11 protein-coding genes and 3 pseudogenes are annotated in these 19,648 nt (G+C 37.3%); all 14 read right to left on the bottom strand.

Annotated elements, in window-relative coordinates:
* Window positions 1-265: 265 nt before the first annotated feature.
* Window positions 266-1,758 (bottom strand): annotated as a pseudogene (locus tag FLP15_RS06290) (peptide MFS transporter).
* A gap of 1,178 nt (window positions 1,759-2,936) precedes the next feature.
* Window positions 2,937-4,738, bottom strand: a pseudogene (locus tag FLP15_RS13720) (glycoside hydrolase family 13 protein).
* A gap of 996 nt (window positions 4,739-5,734) precedes the next feature.
* On the bottom strand, window positions 5,735-8,134 hold the full coding sequence (locus FLP15_RS06280) for a glycogen/starch/alpha-glucan phosphorylase (protein WP_142766406.1): 2,400 nt from the start codon (window positions 8,132-8,134) through the stop codon (window positions 5,735-5,737).
* Window positions 8,135-8,240: 106 nt separating this feature from the next.
* A pseudogene (glgA, locus tag FLP15_RS06275) lies at window positions 8,241-9,679 on the bottom strand (glycogen synthase GlgA).
* Between the two features lie 486 nt (window positions 9,680-10,165).
* Window positions 10,166-11,311 (bottom strand): glucose-1-phosphate adenylyltransferase subunit GlgD, encoded by a 1,146-nt coding sequence (gene glgD, locus FLP15_RS06270; protein WP_142766405.1) that lies wholly within the window; start codon window positions 11,309-11,311, stop codon window positions 10,166-10,168.
* Entirely contained in the window at window positions 11,301-12,446 is a 1,146-nt protein-coding gene (locus FLP15_RS06265) for a glucose-1-phosphate adenylyltransferase (RefSeq protein WP_142766404.1), read from the bottom strand. Before FLP15_RS06265 ends, glgD begins: the two co-directional genes overlap by 11 nt.
* Before the next feature lie 184 nt (window positions 12,447-12,630).
* Window positions 12,631-13,632 (bottom strand): 4-alpha-glucanotransferase, encoded by a 1,002-nt coding sequence (locus tag FLP15_RS13060; protein WP_223804745.1) that lies wholly within the window; start codon window positions 13,630-13,632, stop codon window positions 12,631-12,633.
* 23 nt (window positions 13,633-13,655) lie between these two features.
* A complete protein-coding gene (locus FLP15_RS13435; protein ID WP_245392067.1) occupies window positions 13,656-13,793 on the bottom strand; it encodes a 4-alpha-glucanotransferase in 138 nt (45 codons plus the stop codon).
* On the bottom strand, window positions 13,754-14,641 hold the full coding sequence (locus FLP15_RS13055) for a 4-alpha-glucanotransferase (protein ID WP_245392066.1): 888 nt from the start codon (window positions 14,639-14,641) through the stop codon (window positions 13,754-13,756). Before FLP15_RS13055 ends, FLP15_RS13435 begins: the two co-directional genes overlap by 40 nt.
* A 401-nt stretch (window positions 14,642-15,042) precedes the next feature.
* Window positions 15,043-16,017 carry a transcription antitermination factor NusB gene (gene nusB / locus FLP15_RS06255; RefSeq protein ID WP_142766403.1) on the bottom strand — a complete coding sequence of 325 codons (975 nt, stop codon included), beginning with the start codon at window positions 16,015-16,017 and terminating at the stop codon, window positions 15,043-15,045.
* A complete protein-coding gene (locus FLP15_RS06250; RefSeq protein ID WP_120771125.1) occupies window positions 16,010-16,411 on the bottom strand; it encodes an Asp23/Gls24 family envelope stress response protein in 402 nt (133 codons plus the stop codon). Before FLP15_RS06250 ends, nusB begins: the two co-directional genes overlap by 8 nt.
* Window positions 16,412-16,759: 348 nt before the next feature.
* Window positions 16,760-17,317, bottom strand: a complete 558-nt coding sequence (efp, locus tag FLP15_RS06245; RefSeq protein WP_120771124.1) for an elongation factor P — start codon at window positions 17,315-17,317, stop codon at window positions 16,760-16,762.
* Between the two features lie 170 nt (window positions 17,318-17,487).
* Window positions 17,488-18,546: an aminopeptidase P family protein gene (locus tag FLP15_RS06240; protein ID WP_142767451.1), complete on the bottom strand. Its 1,059-nt coding sequence runs from the start codon at window positions 18,544-18,546 to the stop codon at window positions 17,488-17,490.
* A 111-nt stretch (window positions 18,547-18,657) separates the two neighbouring features.
* On the bottom strand, window positions 18,658-19,539 hold the full coding sequence (gene rsmA / locus FLP15_RS06235) for a 16S rRNA (adenine(1518)-N(6)/adenine(1519)-N(6))-dimethyltransferase RsmA (protein ID WP_142767450.1): 882 nt from the start codon (window positions 19,537-19,539) through the stop codon (window positions 18,658-18,660).
* Window positions 19,540-19,648: the final 109 nt, after the last annotated feature.

Below are 19,648 nucleotides of genomic sequence, written 5' to 3'. Positions count from 1 at the left end.
AAGATTGCAATATCATAATGAGCAATTCATTTTCATTTGTGATAGTTAAGCTTTACTCCTCAAAAATTAGATTATTCTGTCAAATAAGACATTCTCCGCGAAATTAATTTAAAATTACGTTACACTCCATTCTAACACTATGTAAGCGCAGATAGAAATTATTGAACTGTCAATTTTATTTGGCAAAAACAACACCATGTTTGTTATTTTCGTGATAAGTAAATAAAAAAACTGTCAGCACTGACAGCTTTTTCAAAAATTATTTTTAGCGGACATCGCCCATCAATTTCAAAATTGGTTTTTTAATGATGAGGAGGATAATTCCGACTACGATACCAATTGCTCCCACAATCCCAAAGAATCTTATTTCTGTTGAAGCACGGAAGAAAGGTGCAATTTGTGCATTAATCGCTTGCGAAGTCGAGTCAGCTAAGAACCACATTGCCATCATTTGTGACTGGAAAGCAACGGGTGCCAGTTTCGTAGAAACAGACAAACCTACTGGCGACACGAGTAATTCACCTGCCATTTGGATAGCAAACATCAGTACTAACCAAAGTGCGCTCACACGTCCTGCTGTACCGTTCAGAAGCCCTGGAAGTGTCATAACTAGATATGAAGCTCCTGTCAGTAAAAGTCCAATACCAAATTTTACAATGGTTGATGGTTGACGTTCGCCTAGCTTATTCCAAAGACGGACAAAGATTGGTGTCAAGAGTACGATAAAAAGTGGGTTCAATAATTGATACCAAGAAGGGTCAATGTGGAAAGTCACACCAAACCACGTAGGGTTCAAATTTGTTCTTGATTCTCCCCAAACTGCAATAATTGTTGAACTTTGCTCTTCAATTGCCCAAAAAACAATGGCAGACAAGAACAACGGAATATAAGCAGTCAATTTGCGACGTTCATCTGATTCTACTTTTTTAGAACTGAACATTGTTACAAAATAAGCAATAGGAACAATAATTCCGACCGCAGATAAAACATTAATAAAGTTATTGATGAAGTTACTTGGACTTACTTGATATAACATGAAAAATGCAATACTAGCTACAACTATAACAACGACTAGACCAATGATAAAATTACGTTTTGCCTTTGCATCCATAGGATTTGACGGTTCACGCCCAATCTCCGGAAATTGACGCATTCGCCCGAACCAGTAAACAAAGAGCGCGACGATCATACCAATAGCTGCAAGAGAGAAACCAAGATGATAGTTAATTCCTTGACCCACTGTACCGACGACAAGCGGTGCAATCAACGACCCCATATTGATTCCGACTACAAAAATGTTAAATCCAGTATCACGTCTAGAGTCTTCTTTAGAGTAAAGATGTCCTACCATATTAGAAATATTTGGTTTGAGCATCCCAGTTCCTAGAATAATCAAAAATAAAGCCACAAAAAGTGAAGTCAAACCAAACGGTGTTGCCAAAGCAACGTGTCCCAATGTAATTAAAATACCACCAATAAAAATCGTTTGTGAAGCTCCAAGCAAACGGTCGGCTACCCAACCACCGATAATGGTTGAAAGATAAACTAAAGCACCATAGATACTGACAATTGCCATTGCTTGTGTCTTAGGAAGTCCCAGACCAGCGTTATCAGCGGTCGTCAAAGCATATAAATAATAAACCAAAATGGCGCGCATGCCATAATAAGAAAAACGCTCCAGAATTCTGTCTGAAAAAGCGTCAGCAATCCTCGTGGTTGCCCGAAAAATGTTTTTTCTGTTTTATTTAAGTTTTCCATAAAGTACATTATAAAGTTTTCTATACAACTTGTCAAGTTGTCAAACAATTTCATCTATACAGATTTTTTGAAAAATAAGGGATAAACTACTACAATACGGAACTTTCAAAGTTGAATAGTTTTTTGGACAAAATGACAATAAGCAAGCAAAAATTTTCTGTCAGTATACTGACAAGTTTTTTATCCGCCGACTCATTGCTTCCTTTGGGGCATTGAACTGACAGAATTATCAAGGAATCAAAAAAGCCTGCTACAACGCAAACTTTTGATGCTGGAAAATAATGATTACTAACAGTGACTATTAGCCAATTCATTGCTTCACTTGAATGCTTTGAACTGACAGAAAAAATTTTTCCGTCAGTAAACATTCATTTTTCTAATAACACCTGTCAGATTTTAAACATACGTTTAAAAGTTGCTCCGATGTCTATGCACTACAAGTATCCATTCGCTCTACCTCCTTTGTCGCTTTCACTAAGCACTAGGTGAAAAACAACGCGCACATCCCCGTTGATGCTTTAGCGCAAACGGCTATTCTATAAAGTGGCAAGTTCAAATCGCAATTTGCTGAAGCAACAAGACGAAATGGTTTGATACGCGGCTATGTTGTTTTCCACGCCGTTCTGCGAAGGGTCTACGCAACTTCATTGCTCGCGCTGTCTGTTTGCTTAGTCAAGAGCAAAAGGCAAAGTCGCAACTTTTGCATCTCACGTAAACTATTTCTTTCGCCGCAAGGTACACACTTTGTGCACCGTTCTGCGAACGGTCTACGTTCGTTTTGCTCACTACGCTGTCCGTTTGATTGCCATTTGGCGTTGCCTTTATTCTTGTCACTTTAGTGACTTAGAGATGGGAGACAAATGTTCATCGGCGCTTTAGTACCTTACAGCCAATGCCTTTTGCTCTGGAAGCTTTAGCCCCTAAGCAAACGGACAAATGTCCTATGGACAGGCGTGCCAGTAAGCAAAGCTTACATCTTCGCTTCGCTCCGCTATCCATTCGTTCTATCTCCGCTTTGCTCCGCTGTCGATTTCACTAACCGACTAAAGTCGGAAGTTCAAATCGCAAGCCAGCAAAGCTGGCAAGACGAAATGGTAAGAGGAAAAGGCAGTATATCTGCAGTTTATCTAATAATTTTATTTCATAAAATTAAAGATTAACTAATAACTCATATAAGTCTATCGTTTTATTTTTAAATCAGTAAAAGATTTTCTGGAAATAACCAAACCTGCCAATGATTCTGTCAGTACTGACAGAAAATCAAACTCTTGTAAAAATGTGATTTCATCTGGATTGACCGTTACTTCATCCAGCGTTGGATTCATAATGTAGATAAAAACTTCTGACTCAGTATAACGCAAAATTCCGAGTAGTTTATCAGTGAAAAAGCTTGAAAACTCACCATGACGCAGACTCTTTTCATTCAAACGTTTTTTTGCCCAAGTTTGATAAACGCTGTAAGTGTTGGCTGGAATATCATTCCAAGGAAAATATTTCCGATTTTCTGGGTCTTTTCCGCCTGTCAGTGCAGCTTCATCACCATAATAAATACAAGGAACTCCAGGCAAACTGAACATCATACTAATCGCAAGCGCATTGTTTTCCTCGCCTACCATCGTCAAAATCCGCTCTGTATCATGTGTGCCAAGATTGTTCAGATTATTATAAAAAATATCTTTTGGATAATTCTCACGCAAACTCATCAGATGATGAGCTGTATCAGCCGCTGTCCTTTGACCATTTAAAAAACTGATGATTAAATCACGAAATGGATAGTTCATACAACCTTGCAAACTGTCACCAAGAATATAGTCACGTCTTGCGCCATAAGAAATCTTATTAGAAGCGTCTTCCCAAACTTCGCCAATCAAAACCATATCAGAATAACGATTCAGATTTTTTCTAATCCCCTGATAAACGTATCTGGTAGTTCGTCAGCGACATCTAGCCGCCAGCCATCAATTCCCAGTTGATTCCATTTCGTCAATACTGAATCTTTTTCACCATAGATAAACTCACGGAAAGACTCATTATCCTTATCAATCTCTGGCAAATCCTTGATTCCCCACCAAGATTTATAATCGAAAGGATAATTATTAAACTTAAACCAGCTAAAATATGGAGAATCTGGATTTTTTGCTGCCCCTTCATCATCTCCATAATTTCCAGCAATATTGAAATAACGTGAATTTTTTCCCACATGAGAAAACACACCATCTAAAATCAAATGCATTCCCTCATCATGAAGTAAATCAATCAACTCCTTAAACTCAGCTTCATCCCCAAGCATTGTATCAATCTCAAGATAATCATTCGTATCATAACGATGATTGCTCGTGCCTGAAAAAATAGGGTTAAGATAAATCGCGTTAACACCAAGTTCTTTCAAATACGGAATTTTCTTAATGATTCCACGAATATTCCCACCAAAGAAGTCCCAGCGCGCAATGTCTCCATTTTCTTCCTTAACATAAAAAGGCGTATCCGAAGTTGAACCATAGATAAAAGAGTTAGGTTTTGGATGACTAATCTTCCCCTCTTCATTACCGTTATAAAAACGATCAGGAAAAATCTGATAGAATACCGCGTCACGATACCAAGCGGGCGCTGGGTCTTCTTTGTCAAAAACAGTAAGCTGATAAGGTTTTACATCGTTTTCATTAGAATAAAGCACCCCTTCGCCACCAAGACCAGAACAACCATAAAAATGACGAATTGTTCCCCAGTCAGATGGCTCCTCAATCTCAAAATAGTAAAAATAAAGCCCCTTACCCACATCAAAAGGCACAGCAATACTAAAATGCCCTTCTTCAAGTAACTGCATCTCAAATTCATATCGCGTTCCAAAATCGCGTCTTATAACAAATTTAACCTGCACTCCTGCCTTATCTGTCTTGAAATTAACTTTCATGATTTGTCCAACTTTGATTGCACCAAAAGGCTGTTTATAATCATCATTCCAAGAATTAAAATAATACATTGTTTATTCTCATTTCATTTTTGCTAAATTATTTTTCTACAATTTACTTTTATTTTAACACAATAGTCCGTAATGAAAAAACTTCCTACCAACTTACAAAGCACATCACTTGCTGACCAAATCTTCTGTCAGCGCTGACAGAAATGAAGTCAAGACTTATTCAGTGGGAGTTTCGACTCACCACTGAATTTAAGGTACAACCTCACATCTTCGATATGAGGTCACCTTGTCCAAGAAGCCTAGGCGCTAAAAGCGCCAACGCCCTATGGCAGTCGAACGAAATTCAAAGATTGCCATTCCGACTAGGTGCTTCTGCACCGTAGCGAGGATGGACAGCGTAGCGCAGCGGAGATAGTGCTGCTTTATCTCCGACCTAAGAGGTCGGAGTATTGCGATTGCGACTAGCCACTTTAGTGGCATAGCGAGCATCGACAGCGGAGTCGTAAGGCGGAGATAGCACGCACTTGTTTTGATAAAAATACTAAGGAAAAGCCCTGTCAAACTCTGACAGGAGCTTTCCCATGATTATAACTCATTTCTCATAAAATACGTCAACGCAGTATCCCCCAACTTCATAGCTCAAAGTCGCTACAAATACGCTAATCTTCAGCTGCTGTATCTAATCCATGGTAAAACCAACAATGGATTGACACTTCGCCTTGTCGCTAAAGCAGCAATAGATATGCGCGTTGTTTTACCTAGCGGCTTAGTGAAAACGGAGATAAAGCGAACGGACATCTATGATATAACATATTATTGAATTTTAAGGTGGAACGGGTATATCAACGAAATCAAGACCTACTTATAAAGTATATTTTGAGCCAATCATCTTAATATTGTTAAAGTTTCCATTTCACACAAATCTTTTTTGTGCCTGATACACTACATGAAGCAATATTTTTCTCAACTATTGCAAGATAATATCATATGGTGTATCTACTGCTTATTCTTAATCTTTTGAAGAAAATTAAAGATGAACGAGTCTAAAATATAAGTTTACTTTTTAGCTTTAATATGCCAGATGTCATCTGCGTATTCTTTTACTGTACGGTCAGAGCTGAAACGTCCAACATTTGCAATGTTCATCAGACTTGCTTGAGTCCAAGCTTTTTTATCACGATAAAGTGTTTCAAGCTCCTTTTGGGCACGAACATAATCATTAAAGTCACGCAAAACAAAATATTCATCATTGTATGTTGTAAGTGAGTCAAAAATCTCAGGACCTTCCATACTGATATTTGGGATGGTACCATCAATGAACGCATCCAAAATACGATGAACAATCGGATTTTGTTCATAAATATCTCGCGCATTATAATTTCCATTGCGATAATATTCATAAACCTCGTCCTTGGTCAATCCAAACACAAAGTTATTTCCTTCACCTGCAGCCTCAAAAATCTCAATATTTGCACCATCCAATGTCCCCATTGTCAATGCCCCATTCAGCATGAACTTCATATTTGATGTTCCAGAGGCTTCTTTTGAAGCAAGAGAAATCTGTTCCCCTACATTTGCAGCAGGAATAATCAACTCAGCAAGGCTAACATTGTAGTTTTCCATAAAAACAACTTTAATCTTATCAGCAATCGTTTTATCATTATTAATCATATTGGCAATCTCATTAATGGCCTTAATTATTGATTTTGCATAATGATATCCAGGTGCAGCTTTTGCACCAAAAATGAATACACGTGGCACAACATCCAGCTCAGGTTCATCTTTAAGATCAAAATATAATTTAAGAATATGTAAAACATTCAATAATTGTCGCTTATAAGCGTGAAGTCGTTTAACTTGCACATCAAAAATCGCATCAGGGTTCACAACAATTCCATTGCGCTCCTTAATCAAAGCTGCCAAACGTAACTTGTCATCATATTTTGCCGCTTGCAAACATTCCAAAACTGATTCATCATCTTTGTAAACTTCAAGTTTAACCAAATCATTCAAATCATGACGCCAAGACGTACCGATTGTTTCATCAAGTACACCAGACAAGCGCTCATTAGAAATCTGAATCCAACGGCGGTCTGCTATACCGTTTGTTTTATTATTGAAACGTTCTGGGTAAATTTCATAGAAATCATGCAATTCCACATCTTTTAACAAGTCTGAGTGGAGTTTTGCCACTCCATTTGTCGAATGAGAACCAATGATGGAGAGATGAGCCATGTGAATTTGTCCATCCCTGATAATACGTGTATTATGAACCAAAGTGGCACCGATTTTAGGAAGAAGCTCAGCCGTACGACGACGGTCAATTTCCACAATAATTTGATAAATACGTGGCAAAAGATGTTTTACCATATCTTCAGGCCATTTTTCCAATGCTTCAGACAAAATCGTGTGATTGGTATAAGACATTACCTTCACTGTAGTATCCCAAGCACGATTCCAACCCACTCCATATTCATCTACCAAAATACGCATGAATTCAGGCACACAAAGTGCTGGATGTGTATCGTTGATATGAACTGCGATATAATCTGCAATATTGCGTACGTCTTTTTTGTGCGTTGATTTATAATGGCGCATAATTCTTTGCAAGCCTGCTGAAACAAAGAAATATTCCTGTTTTAAGCGCAGCAGACGTCCATCATAATTCGAGTCGTCAGGATATAATTCAGCAGATAACATTGAAGTTTGTCGCATATATTCCAGATTTTGAAATTTAGGGTCCAAATCTTGCGGAACTTCAGAACGCCACAAACACATATTGTTAACCGTTGTATTCTCAAAACCAACCATTGGTGTATCATAAGGTACAGCAAGCACGCGCTCTTGATTTTTATAATGAGGCAACAAATTTCCCTTACCATCATCTTCAAGCCATACTTCTCCACCAAATCTTACCTCAACAGCTTTATCAGCTCTGCGAACTTCCCAAGGATTCCCATTATTCAACCATGAATCTGGCAGCTCTACTTGATAACCATCAATAATCTTTTGTTTGAAAAGACCATAACGATAGCGAATTCCATTTCCATTAGCAGGTAATCCTGTAGATGCGAGTGAATCCATGAAACAACTTGCTAATCGTCCAAGTCCTCCATTACCAATCGCCATATCTGGTTCTGATTCTGCAACTTCATCAAGATTGATTCCAAGTTCAGCAAGAGCTTCTCTCACCGTATTCAAAATACCAAGATTGAGCAAGTTTGATTTCAACATTTTCCCTGGTAAAAATTCGATAGAGAAATAATAAGCTTGTTTCTTGCCCGTTTCATCTTTATATTCGTTATCATCTGCCCAAATCTTTGTATAGTAATGCTTTACAACAGATGCAAGCGCTGCGTACTTTTCCTGACTTCCAGCTTTTGTAATGTCAGTCGCAAACTTTGAAGTCAATCTTTCTTCAAAATCTTGCTTAAATTGTTTTTTAGAAAGTTTCAAATGTCACCTCTTTATTAAAATTTGTTTTCAGCAATTTTATTTTTCAATGTTACATGAAAATTCTATCAAATTTCTCAAATAAATGCAAACGCTTGCGCACAAGTTATCAATCAATTGATTGATAAAGTTCGATATATTGTTGAGATTTGCTTTCCCATGAAAAATCTTCTGTCATTGCTGCTGTAATTATTTTTTTCATTGTATCTGGTTCTTTATGATAAAGGGCAATCGCACGATTGACAGTATCCAATAAAACTTGTCCATCAAAATGAATAAAGCCAAATCCTGTACCTGTCTTTTCATGTGGGTTGTAAGGTTTTACAGTATCTTTCAATCCACCAATCTCATGCACAATAGGCAAAGTACCATATCTCATTGCAATCATTTGAGAAAGACCGCAGGGCTCAAACGCAGAAGGCATTAAGAAGAAATCTGAACCTGCATATATCTCTTGAGCAAACTGGAGATTAAAGGCAATATTTGTAGACATTTTTTCTGGATATTTCGAAGCAAAATATCGGAATCCCTCTTCAATCTCAGGGTAACCCGTCCCAGCAATACCACTTGAACCTCTCCTTGAAGAATCTCCTCTAGCTTTGTGAGTGCAAGGTCAAATCCCTTTTGATTAGTCAAGCGCGACACCATCCCAATCAATGGTACATTTGCTTTTACTGGAAGTCCCACTCGCTCTTGAAGAGCGGCTTTCATTTTCGCCTTACCTGATAAATCTTCTGCATTAAAATGATAAGCAATTTGAGTGTCTTTTTCTGGATCATAGACATCATAATCAATGCCATTCAAGATGCCTGACACTTTTCCTTGGACAAAGTTCAAGACAGACTCAAGACCACAGCCAAATTCTGGTGTTTGTATTTCTTGTGCATAACTTGGTGATACTGTATTTACACGGTCGGCATAAAGAATTCCCGTTTTCAACATATTCATCATATCATTATGACGGACAACACCTTCAAAATAACGCTCCATTCCCATTCCAAAAAGTTCTGTCAAAGCTGTTCCTTGCATTACACCTTGAAATTCAATATTGTGAATCGTAAGTACAGTTTTGATATTTCTGTAAGCATTCCGCCAATTGTATTTTTCTTTAAGCAAAAATGGAATCATGGCAGTTTGCCAGTCGTTAACATGAAGGAAATCAGGAATAAAGTCTAATTTTTCAAGCAAATGACAAACGGCTAAATCAAAGAAGGCGTAACGCTCTCCGTCATCATCATAGCCATATAACTCTTCACGTCCAAAATAGTGTTCATTATCAAGAAAATAATATTTTACACCATTTTTCATCAAACTCTTAACACCAACATATTCACGACGCCACCCCACATCTACAAAATCGTAAAATTCATCTTTTAGGAGCGCTTTATGCTCGTCTTTCATCGCATTTTTAAAATAAGGTAAAATGACAGCAACAGCCAAGGTTTCATTCTTTTTGGCCAGCTCTTTTGGAAGAGCACCTAATACATCACCAAGTCCTCCCGTTTTAAAAAACGGTGCACACTCACTTGCGGCAAATAAAATTTTCATTTGTTTCCCCACTTTTTTCATTGACAACTTTGTCAGCATACTGACAAAGCTTTTGTAATGACGATTATTCAATCATATAAACTGACAGAAAATCTATTAATCTGTCAGTAAATGTGTTTAAAACTTTAGCAAAGCAACACTATCTCCGCTTTGCTACGCTGTCGATTTCACTATCTCCGCAACCTCGTTGCTTCGCTGTCCATGCTCGCTATGGTGCTGAAGCACCTAGTCGCAGTGGCAACCGACTAAAGTCGGAAGTTCAAATCGCAATCCAGCAAAGCTGGCAAGACGAAATGGTAAGAGCAAAAGGCAAAGCACCTGCTCAGAATAGCAATCCTTGAATTTAGTCTTGACTTCATTTTATCTAGTCATCAGATAATAATTTTGGGTCAAGATAAAATAAGTTTATGAACACCTTCAATATCATTTTAGCAAAAATATAGTTCGTCAGCGCTGACAGAATTTTGTCAGCGCTGATTTATATTATTACAGCTCAATAACGTCTTCTGTCACTACTGAACCCTTAGGAATCACTACTGGTTTTTCAGCAGTACCAATGATTTGTACTCCATTTTCAATGACAGCATTTTTATCAATGATTGCATATTTCACGACAGCATCATTTTTAACTTTACTACTTGTGAAAATCAGTGCTGACTCAACTTGTGCGCCTTTGAGAACCTTTGAACCACGCGAAATCAAAGAATCCTTGACTTCTCCTTCAATGATACACCCTGAGCCAAGCTGACTATTAACGACATTACTATCTTTTGAAAAATAAGTCGGTACTTCATTTTTAATCTTTGTATGAACAGGTTGGCTGCTATACAACAGTGATGTGAAGTTTTGGGGTTCTAACATCACCATATTTGCATCGTAAAAAGATTTTATATCTGTAATGTTACTCATATAACCTGTATATTCATAACTATTCACATCGTAGTCCTTCATACGAGCTCTAAGCAAATGAGCAATAGAAGCAATCTCACCCGCATTTTGCATTTCTTGGATAAAATCAATCAACCAGTCCGTATTTACAATGAAAAGGTTGAGACAGAGCGCTTCCTTTTCTTGCGGATTTTCCAACTGATTCATGTAACAATTACTCATTTTCCCTTCTTCATCAAATCGGAGAATCGTATCATATTCAGCCGCTAAAGTCGGAGAAACTTTTTTATAAACAGTTGTGATTTCCTTACCTGCAAGTTTATGAATTTTGAGAACAGCATTCAAATCAACATTGCAAATAAATTTACTTCCCAAAAGTACTGTATAAGGGGCTTTAGACTTCTTCAAAAAGTTAAGATGTTGTGCAAAATAAGCCTTACCTTGCTCTTTTAGACGGTCAAAGTCCTGTTGAATGTAGACAAAATAACGACTATTAAACCCATCAAGTCCCCATTCAGATCCAGAACCAAGATGGTCAAAAACGGATTGTGTTTCTCCTTCATTGAACGTCATAAACACATTATCCACATGGGCATTTGACAATGAAGAAAGTGGGAAGTCAATCAAACGATATTTACAATCAAAGGGCAAAGTTGCAATAGGACGTACATCTGTTAATGGGCGTAGCGCTTGACTTGATGATACGTTAGATAACAGCGCACACATTTTGTTACTATTGTTCATTTTTATTTTCCCCTTTCACTTCTCCGTGACCAATCACCGCAACTTCGTTTTCCCCAATGATTTCCACATTATCACCAATTTTTGCATTTTCGCCGATAATTGCATTTTTAATCACTACATTTTCACCGATAAATGTCCCTGACATGATAAAACTATCTTCAATCGTTGTCCCTTCTTGAACATGCACATTTTGAGATAAGATAGAGTGATGAACCGCACCATTGACGTAACAACCATCCCCTACTAATGCATCCTTAACATCTGCTTTATCTGTTATAAACTGCGGTGCCGAAATATCATTTCGTGAGTAAATCCGCCACGATTTGTCTGTAATATCCAGTTCATTATTGAGAATATCAAGAAATTCCATATTGGATTGATGGAGTGAATCAATCGTACCAACGTCTTTCCAGTAACCTTTAAACCGATAGGCAAACACATTTTCTCCAGCTTCAATATAAGCTGGAATGACATCACCACCAAAATCTTCCATCGGATTTCCTTTTGCATACCCATTAACCAAAACTTCACGAAGACGTTGCCAGTTGAAAATATAAATCCCCATTGAGGCTAGATTTGATTTTGGTTCCTTTGGCTTTTCCTCAAACTCAATAATACGGTCATTTTCGTCTGTATTCATAATACCAAAACGACTCGCTTCCTCGATTGGCACCTCCATGACTGACACTGTCAAACTCGCTCCACGTTCCTTATGGCTTTCAAGCATTGCTTCATAATCCATTTTATAAATATGGTCCCCAGAAAGAATGAGAACATATTCAGGATTTTGTTGGTCAATGTATGCAATGTTTTGATAAACTGCGTGCGAAGTTCCTTCAAACCATTTGGAACCTTCTTGTGAAGAATAAGGTTGAAGAATTGTAACTCCACTATTTACACCATTTAATCCCCACGGTGCTCCATTTCCGATATGTGCATTTAATGCAAGAGGTTGGTACTGTGTGATAACACCTACATTTTTCACATTTGAATTTGCACAATTTGAAAGAGCAAAATCAATAATACGATAACGTCCACCAAACGGTACAGCAGGCTTTGCGACATCTTTAGTCAACTTACCCAAGCGAGTCCCTTGACCGCCAGCAAGAATAAGACCGAGCATTTCAATTCCCATAATGGAACCTCCATTTTTTGATAAGCTTTTTAATAATTTTTTTACTAACTTCTTATTATTTTATAATTTAACACTTCTAAATACAAATGATATAAATTTGAGTTAATTTTGCTTAATCGGAATAGGTAAGAAAATGAGGTAATTTGGATTTTCTTAGATTTACCTTAAGTATTAATTGATGATTCTACCAAGTTTTTCGCTTAGAATCAGCGATAAACTCTGATAAAAATTCTGTGAATTCATTATTTTTTGCCAGTGTTTCAAGTGAGAGATGCAAACGATAACGCCAGTAATGGAACGGATTTGAAGGAATATTGATTTGCTCTGCATGAGCATTTTTATTCCTTATATTTCCATCTGTCGCAAGCCAATCTTGTAATGGCAAAATGACCATCATTGCATCTGAATTAAGATTACGTTTGATAATTTCTTGAATAATCTCTGGTGTAGCTTCATAGGGAGCTTCTCCCCACCAACCCATGATTTCGTTGTAGTAACGTTGTGTCACTTCACGATTTTCTTCCCACCAAGCGCGTAAAGGACTGGTATCATGACTTGAAGTAGTGACTACTGATAAATACGGTGCATACTGTAAACCATTGACAAAACTGTCATCGGCTGGCATACGTTCAATAATTAATCGCAAGATTTCTAAATGATACATGACATCTGGTACATTGTCTGGTACCATGCCAAGGTCTTCCCCACAGGCTAACATTGAAGTAGAATTTTTGATTGCTGGAAGCTTTTCATAGGCGCGCTCTTTCCAAAAATCATAATTTCTTCCGTAGAAATAATCATTATACAAATGTTCTAAACGTTGTTGATACTCTTGACCAAATTCCCTAAAACTAATGGTGGACGTCAATGTTATCCTAGGATGATAAAGTTCTTCATCTTTATGGTCGGGGAGAAAAATGACATTTTCGTGCAAGGTAAATAAACCATCTCTTACCCAATCTTCAAGTCCTGCTGCTTCAACTTTCTTTTGAGTATCAAATTCAGTCTTTAATATATAATTTCCATATTTGTTATATTGAAGAAACTGTTGAATAATAAAATCTCTATTATCCCGTCCAAAAATCTCATCAATCACCCAATCCTTGATAAAAGGTTGAGTGAATCGTTCTATACCCCATGCACGAAGTGGAATCCCATAAGTGTTTTCTATTTCTTCTATAGTCAACGCTAGAGCAGGCGAAAACTTCCCTAATAAACCCGAACGCTCCCTTTAGGCATTTCCCAAATACGAAAGAAACCTAAAATATGGTCTAAACGATAGGCATCGAAATACTCTGCCATTGCAATCATTCGATCTTTCCACCAAGCATACTCATCCTGTGCCATTTTATCCCAGTTATAAGTTGGAAATCCCAGTTCTGTCCATTTACTGCAAAAACATCTGGCGGTGCGCCTGCTTGCATTTCTAGATTAAATAGCTCTGGATTTGTCCAAGCATCTACCGAATCATGAGCAATACCAATTGCGATGTCACCTTTGATAGCAATTCCTAGCTCGTGACAATAGTTCACCGCATCTAATAACTGAGTATGCAAAAGATATTGGACAAAGATGTAAATATCTAATTCCTGAGCGACTTTTTCATCACGACTTAGTGCTCCAAATATCTTTGTCGTATAACGAGAATAACCTCTCCATCTTGTGAAATCAGCAGTTTTATTCTTATCTCGCAAATATGAAAATGCTGCATAAGGTTCTAACCATGATTTTCTTGAGTTGTAAAAAGTCTGATAATCTGCCGTTAATTTTACTTTTTCTGCCGTTTTATGGTAAATAATCTTTGCATATTTCCATTTTAAAGCTAAACTTTTCTCATAATCAATCTCTTCTTTTTGATTGAGTTCAGCTTCTGCTTCTAATAATTCATCTTTTTGAGCTTGAGTGTATTGTGCTAGGAAAGCATGAATATCTAAGTAAATAGGGTGAAGAGCGAACACAGAAATCGCACGATAGGGGTAGGAATCCCTCCAGTCCATAAATGTTGTTGTATCATTAATCGGTAAGAGCTGGATGACATCCATACCTGACTTTTTTGTAAAATCTGCTAAATGCCTGAGGTCAGAAAACTGTCCCACTCCACTTGAGTGCTCAGTCCTGAGAGAAAAGACAGGAATGGCTACTCCTGTATGATATGGCACAGAACCATGCGGTTTTATTGAAAATTTTTCCGCCATCTTGTACTCCTTACTCCGTTTATTTCCTGACACTGTTTAACGTTGGATGCAACGCATCAAGACTGCAAATAAGAAAAGGTTCGCTTTTCCCACTCGCTGCAAAACAGTTTGTCTGTAGTTCATCTGATAATTTTTTACAAAAATCAAGGATAAACTAGTGTAAAAATGATGTGAAATTCATGAAAAGAAAACGTTTTCTAACAATTTCATTATATATTATTTAGGAAAAATATGCCAATATTTATTGTGAGTTTTCAGAAAAAATAATCCTTTATTCACATTGGAACATTTTTATGTCTTTCTATTACTTTTCTTACATATTTTGTATTAAAAAAACCAACCAGAAAAAACTGATTGGAATTTTATATTGATATATTACCACCACAGAGGAAAGTTAAATATCATTTAACCAAATTAGTCAGCACGCCATTGACAAATCGACTTGACTTTTCATCACTGAAATCTTTTGAAAGTTCAATCGCTTCATTGACTGCGACAACATCTGGGGTGTCTGTAAACATGATTTCGTAAGCGGCAACTAAAAGGAGACTTTGCTCAACTAAGGTTAAGCGCGCAAAGGACCAATTTTTTGCTAAATATTTTGAAAGCTCTGCCTCAAGCGTGGTTGAGTTTGCAAGGATACCATCAACCAAAGTGGTGAAGTATTCAGGCGCTTCAATAGCTTCTGGGGCATCATTATCATAGTTGAGCACAAAAACTTTTGTTTTTCTCAACAATTCATCCGTTTGAGCTTGAGCTTTAAGCTCAGCCTGACTTAATTTTTCATCCAACTCATTTTGTAGTTGAACAGGGGTAAATAAGTCAAGGGTATATTTCTCCAAAATATTTTCATGAAGCATTGAGAATATTTTTTGGAAAGTAGCAAGTGCTTGTTCACTCGTTGAATCTTGCGGTAAAGCACGCAAAAATTCTAGAACTTTTGGTGCTACTGGTGCTTCATCATCAAGGTCAATTTGGAACAATTTCACAAGTTTCAAATTTGCCATGATACCTTTGAACAAATCGTTAGCTTCGTATTCATTCATTTTTTTCGTGAGACCACCAAAATCACGCATGAAAGTCATTGCTTTAGTCACTGCTGTTTTTTCAACATTTTCCACACCAAGAATGTCATAAATTCCTGCAATAGCTTCTAATGGTTTAGAAAGTTGCTTTGGGAATTTGCGAACTGTAATGCGTTCATCTCTATATTCGACTTCAAAACGAATGGGTTGCGATAAAGCTGCTTCAAGACTTTCCACATTTTTACGAAACTCGCTGACAACAGTTGTTGCCATATCATTTTGGACTTTATAGCTAAACAACGCTTGCACAGCACGTCTACGAATTTGATGTTGATTGAGCGTCTTAGGCATCAAAAAATCCCTCGTCAAACAAATCTTCAAGCGCTGGTTTTGGAAGTTTCTCTGTTACAACACCCACAATATGGATATTTACTTCATCAACTATAATTTCAGTGGCTTGAGCGACTGCTTCTTTCACTTCTTTTTGAATTTTTGCAGCAACTGCTGGTACACTCACGCCATATGTGAGGTAAACATAGATGTCAACAGTAACTTTATCATCTTTTGAGTCAATGTAAACCCCTCGTCCTTCATTTTTCTTACCAAGTCGGTCTGAAAAACGTTTGTTACGGAGCGCATAAACACCTTCGATTTTGGCTGTTGTAATGCCAATAATAACTTCAAGAACTTCGGGAGCAATGACGATATCACCAAGTTCTTCAGAATGTACAGTTTTTTCTGCCATATTGATTTCCTCTTATTAAATCCTGCCCCACTTTACTAGAACAAATCAGTGGGTTTTATAGAATTTCGTTTACAAAATGAAGTCAAGACTTATTCACTGGGAGTTTCGTAAAACATTTGTCCATTTTCTCTAGTCGCTGAAGCGACTGATAAAAGGGCAACTCACCACTTAATTTAGTCGGACGAAATTCAAAGCTTAGTGCTGCTTTATCTCCTACCTAAGATAGGGTAGCCGTTGTTGCTTTAGCAACTTACGGATATGCTAGTTGTTACACCTAGGTCGGAGTATTAGCACGCACTTGTTTTGATGAACTGACAAAGTTCTGTCAGTACTGACAGAACCTAATCATTATGCACGTTTCAAATATTCGCCTGTCATTGTGTTGATTTCAAGTTTTGTACCTACTTCAACGAAGTCTGGAACGTTAACCACAAGACCTGTTTCCATTGTTGCTGGTTTACCTGAACCTGTAACAGTTGCGCCTTTGATTGATGGTTGTGTTTCAGTAACTTCGAGAATAACAGTTGTTGGAAGTTGAATCCCAATTACTTCTGTACCGTAAAATTGGATTTTTACGTCAGTATTTTCGAGGACATAAAGCAATTCATCTTTGACTTGTTCAACTGGAATTTCATATTGGTCATAAGTTTCATTGTTCATGAAAAACGCTGTATCATCCATTTGGTAGAGATATTGAGCATTTACTGTTTCGATAACTGCTTGTTCAAATTTATCTTCAGGACGATAAGTGTCATCAAATGTTGAACCTGAGCGTACATCTTTAAGTTTCATACGCATGATTGTATTACCTTTACCTGGTTTGTGGTGGCTTGCTTCCATAACACGAAGAAGTTTATCTCCGTTCAAAAATGTCATACCTGATTTAAGATCTTTTGCTAAAACCATTGTTTATGTATCTCCTAATATTTTAAATTTAGATATTCTGTCATTTTTAAGCCACTTCCAAAGTTGTCAGCTCTATCTTTTTCTGTCAGTATACTGACAGAATTTTTACACACGAAAAAAGGGAAATGACAGGATTTAACATCTTATTCTATCACAAGATGGGCGTTTTTTCAAATAACGATAAGCTCTTTGGGTGCTTTTGTCAGCACTTCACAGCCGTTGTCAGTAATTAGCAGGTCATCTTCAATCCGGACACCTCCAAATTCTGGTAAATAAATCCCTGGTTCATCTGTGACAACCATTCCACTTTGCAAAACTGGCTCTAGCATCGCTTGGCTAAAATAAGGGATTTCATGAACATCTAATCCTAATCCATGCCCAATACCATGTGTGAAATATTTTCCGAAACCTGCTGTTTCAATCACTTCTCGTGGAACACGATCGTAGTCTGCATAAGTCATCCCAGATCTCGCTTGCTCAATCAACAATTGATTCGCTTTTTGCACCGTATGATAAATTTCTGCCATCTTGTCATCAACTGACCCTACAAAAATAGTCCGTGTCATGTCACTTGCGTAATGCTCATAATAACAGCCAAAATCAATGGTTACCACATCGCCAAATTCAATCATTTTATGAGTAGCAACGCCGTGCGGCAAGCTGCTTCTTTTACCGCTGGCAACAATAGTATCAAATGAAATACCACTTGCTCCCATATCGCGCATCTTGAAGTCAAGGAAATTGGCAACTTCAATTTCTGTGCGACCTGGTTCAATAAATTTAAGTGCTTCACTAAATGCTTCATCAGCGATTTCACACGCTTTTTGAATGGTTCTAATCTCTGAACTATCTTTAATTTGACGCAATTCAAGCAGATAATTTGTCGTAGCAAAAAGTTCCATTTGAGGAGTTGCTCCTGATAATCTTTTGAAAAAAGCATAGTCCACTGTATCTTCAAAGCCCACATTTTTGACATTGTCAGCGATTGACAATTCTGTCAGCATACTGATAGCATCTCTGGTTTCAATAATTTCAAAGCCACTGATAATACCACGCGCCATCTCACTATAACGGCTATCAGTCATAAAGATATTTCTTGTTTTAGTTAAAAAAATTGTTCCAGCTGTTCCTGAAAAGCCTGTCAAATAGTAAATATTTTTCATATCTGTGATAAGCAAACTATCCAGATTTTCACGTGCCATTTTTGCTTTTAGATTTTCAATTCTCATGCTCATACTCTCTTTCATCCAAGTTCATTCTAGCAAAAAACACTAGATTTGACTAGCGTTTTCTTTTAATACTGTTTAATTTATGAAAAGAACTTTTAGAAATTGAAGTGATTACTTTAAGGGTAATAGAGCGTCTGCCAATTTCGCAAAATCAGCAATTGAGAGCGCCTCTGCTCGAATAGATGGTGAAATTTCAGCTTTTTGCAAATATTGCTCAATTTCAGCTTTGTTTTCTTTGCCAAAAGCAGCCTGAAGATTATTCATCAAAGTTTTACGGCGATGGACAAAGCTGCTATGCATCGTCTTGAAAAACCACGCTTCATCTTTGACCTCAACAAGTGGCGAGCTTCTTCTTACCATTTTTAAAATCGCAGAATCCACATTTGGCGCAGGAATGAAAACAGTACGTGGCACAACAAAAGCAACGCTTGCCTCCATATAATATTGCACCGCAATAGATAAGGAGCCATAAGCCTTACTATTCGGCTTCGCCGCAATCCTATCTGCTACCTCTTTTTGCATCATCACGACAAATTCAGCAAAAGGAATTTTGCTCTCAATCAAGTGCATCAAAATAGGCGTTGTAATATAATAAGGCAGGTTTGCGACAACTTTAATGGGCAGATTAGGATTTTTGAAATTCTGGATAGCTGCCATCAAATCAATCTTTAAAATATCCGCATTAACTAAAGTGAAATTATCATAAGGCGCAAGGGTCTCTGTGAGAATTGGAATCAATGTCTTATCAATTTCAAACGCCATAACCTCTGCAGCTTCTTCAAGCAAATACTGTGTCAAAGAACCAATACCAGGACCAATTTCGATGACATTAACTTCTTTTGAAAGTTCTGCTGTTTGCGTGATTTTCGATAAAATATTATGGTCTGTCAGGAAATTTTGTCCAAACTTTTTCTTAAAATTGAAATCATGACGCCGTAAAATGTCTTGCGTGCGAATGATGTTTGAGATGCGGTCAATATCAGTATTTGTCATAAAAGTATTATACCAAAAATCGACAAGATTTTTCACTTCTGATAATTTGTCAGCAATCTCAATCAAATTTTCACGAAATCATTATCAAATTGTCTATTGAACATGGTAA

Source organism: Lactococcus protaetiae, assembly GCF_006965445.1.
GTDB classification, from domain to species: domain Bacteria; phylum Bacillota; class Bacilli; order Lactobacillales; family Streptococcaceae; genus Lactococcus; species Lactococcus protaetiae.
The sequence above is the reverse complement of the archived record's forward strand: the minus strand, read 5'-3'. Positions and strand labels throughout refer to the sequence as shown.

Bases quoted from the DNA above. Each gene is read 5' to 3' on its own strand.
- FLP15_RS06265 (WP_142766404.1), bottom strand. From the start codon at position 12,446: ATGGGAATTGAAATGCTCGGTCTTATTCTTGCTGGCGGTCAAGGGACT.
- FLP15_RS06240 (WP_142767451.1), bottom strand. From the start codon at position 18,546: ATGAGAATTGAAAATCTAAAAGCAAAAATGGCACGTGAAAATCTGGAT.
- efp (WP_120771124.1), bottom strand. From the start codon at position 17,317: ATGGTTTTAGCAAAAGATCTTAAATCAGGTATGACATTTTTGAACGGA.
- rsmA (WP_142767450.1), bottom strand. From the start codon at position 19,539: ATGACAAATACTGATATTGACCGCATCTCAAACATCATTCGCACGCAA.
- FLP15_RS13055 (WP_245392066.1), bottom strand. From the start codon at position 14,641: ATGGCGGAAAAATTTTCAATAAAACCGCATGGTTCTGTGCCATATCAT.
- glgD (WP_142766405.1), bottom strand. From the start codon at position 11,311: ATGAACAATAGTAACAAAATGTGTGCGCTGTTATCTAACGTATCATCA.
- FLP15_RS13435 (WP_245392067.1), bottom strand. From the start codon at position 13,793: ATGGCACAGGATGAGTATGCTTGGTGGAAAGATCGAATGATTGCAATG.
- nusB (WP_142766403.1), bottom strand. From the start codon at position 16,017: ATGCCTAAGACGCTCAATCAACATCAAATTCGTAGACGTGCTGTGCAA.
- FLP15_RS06250 (WP_120771125.1), bottom strand. From the start codon at position 16,411: ATGGCAGAAAAAACTGTACATTCTGAAGAACTTGGTGATATCGTCATT.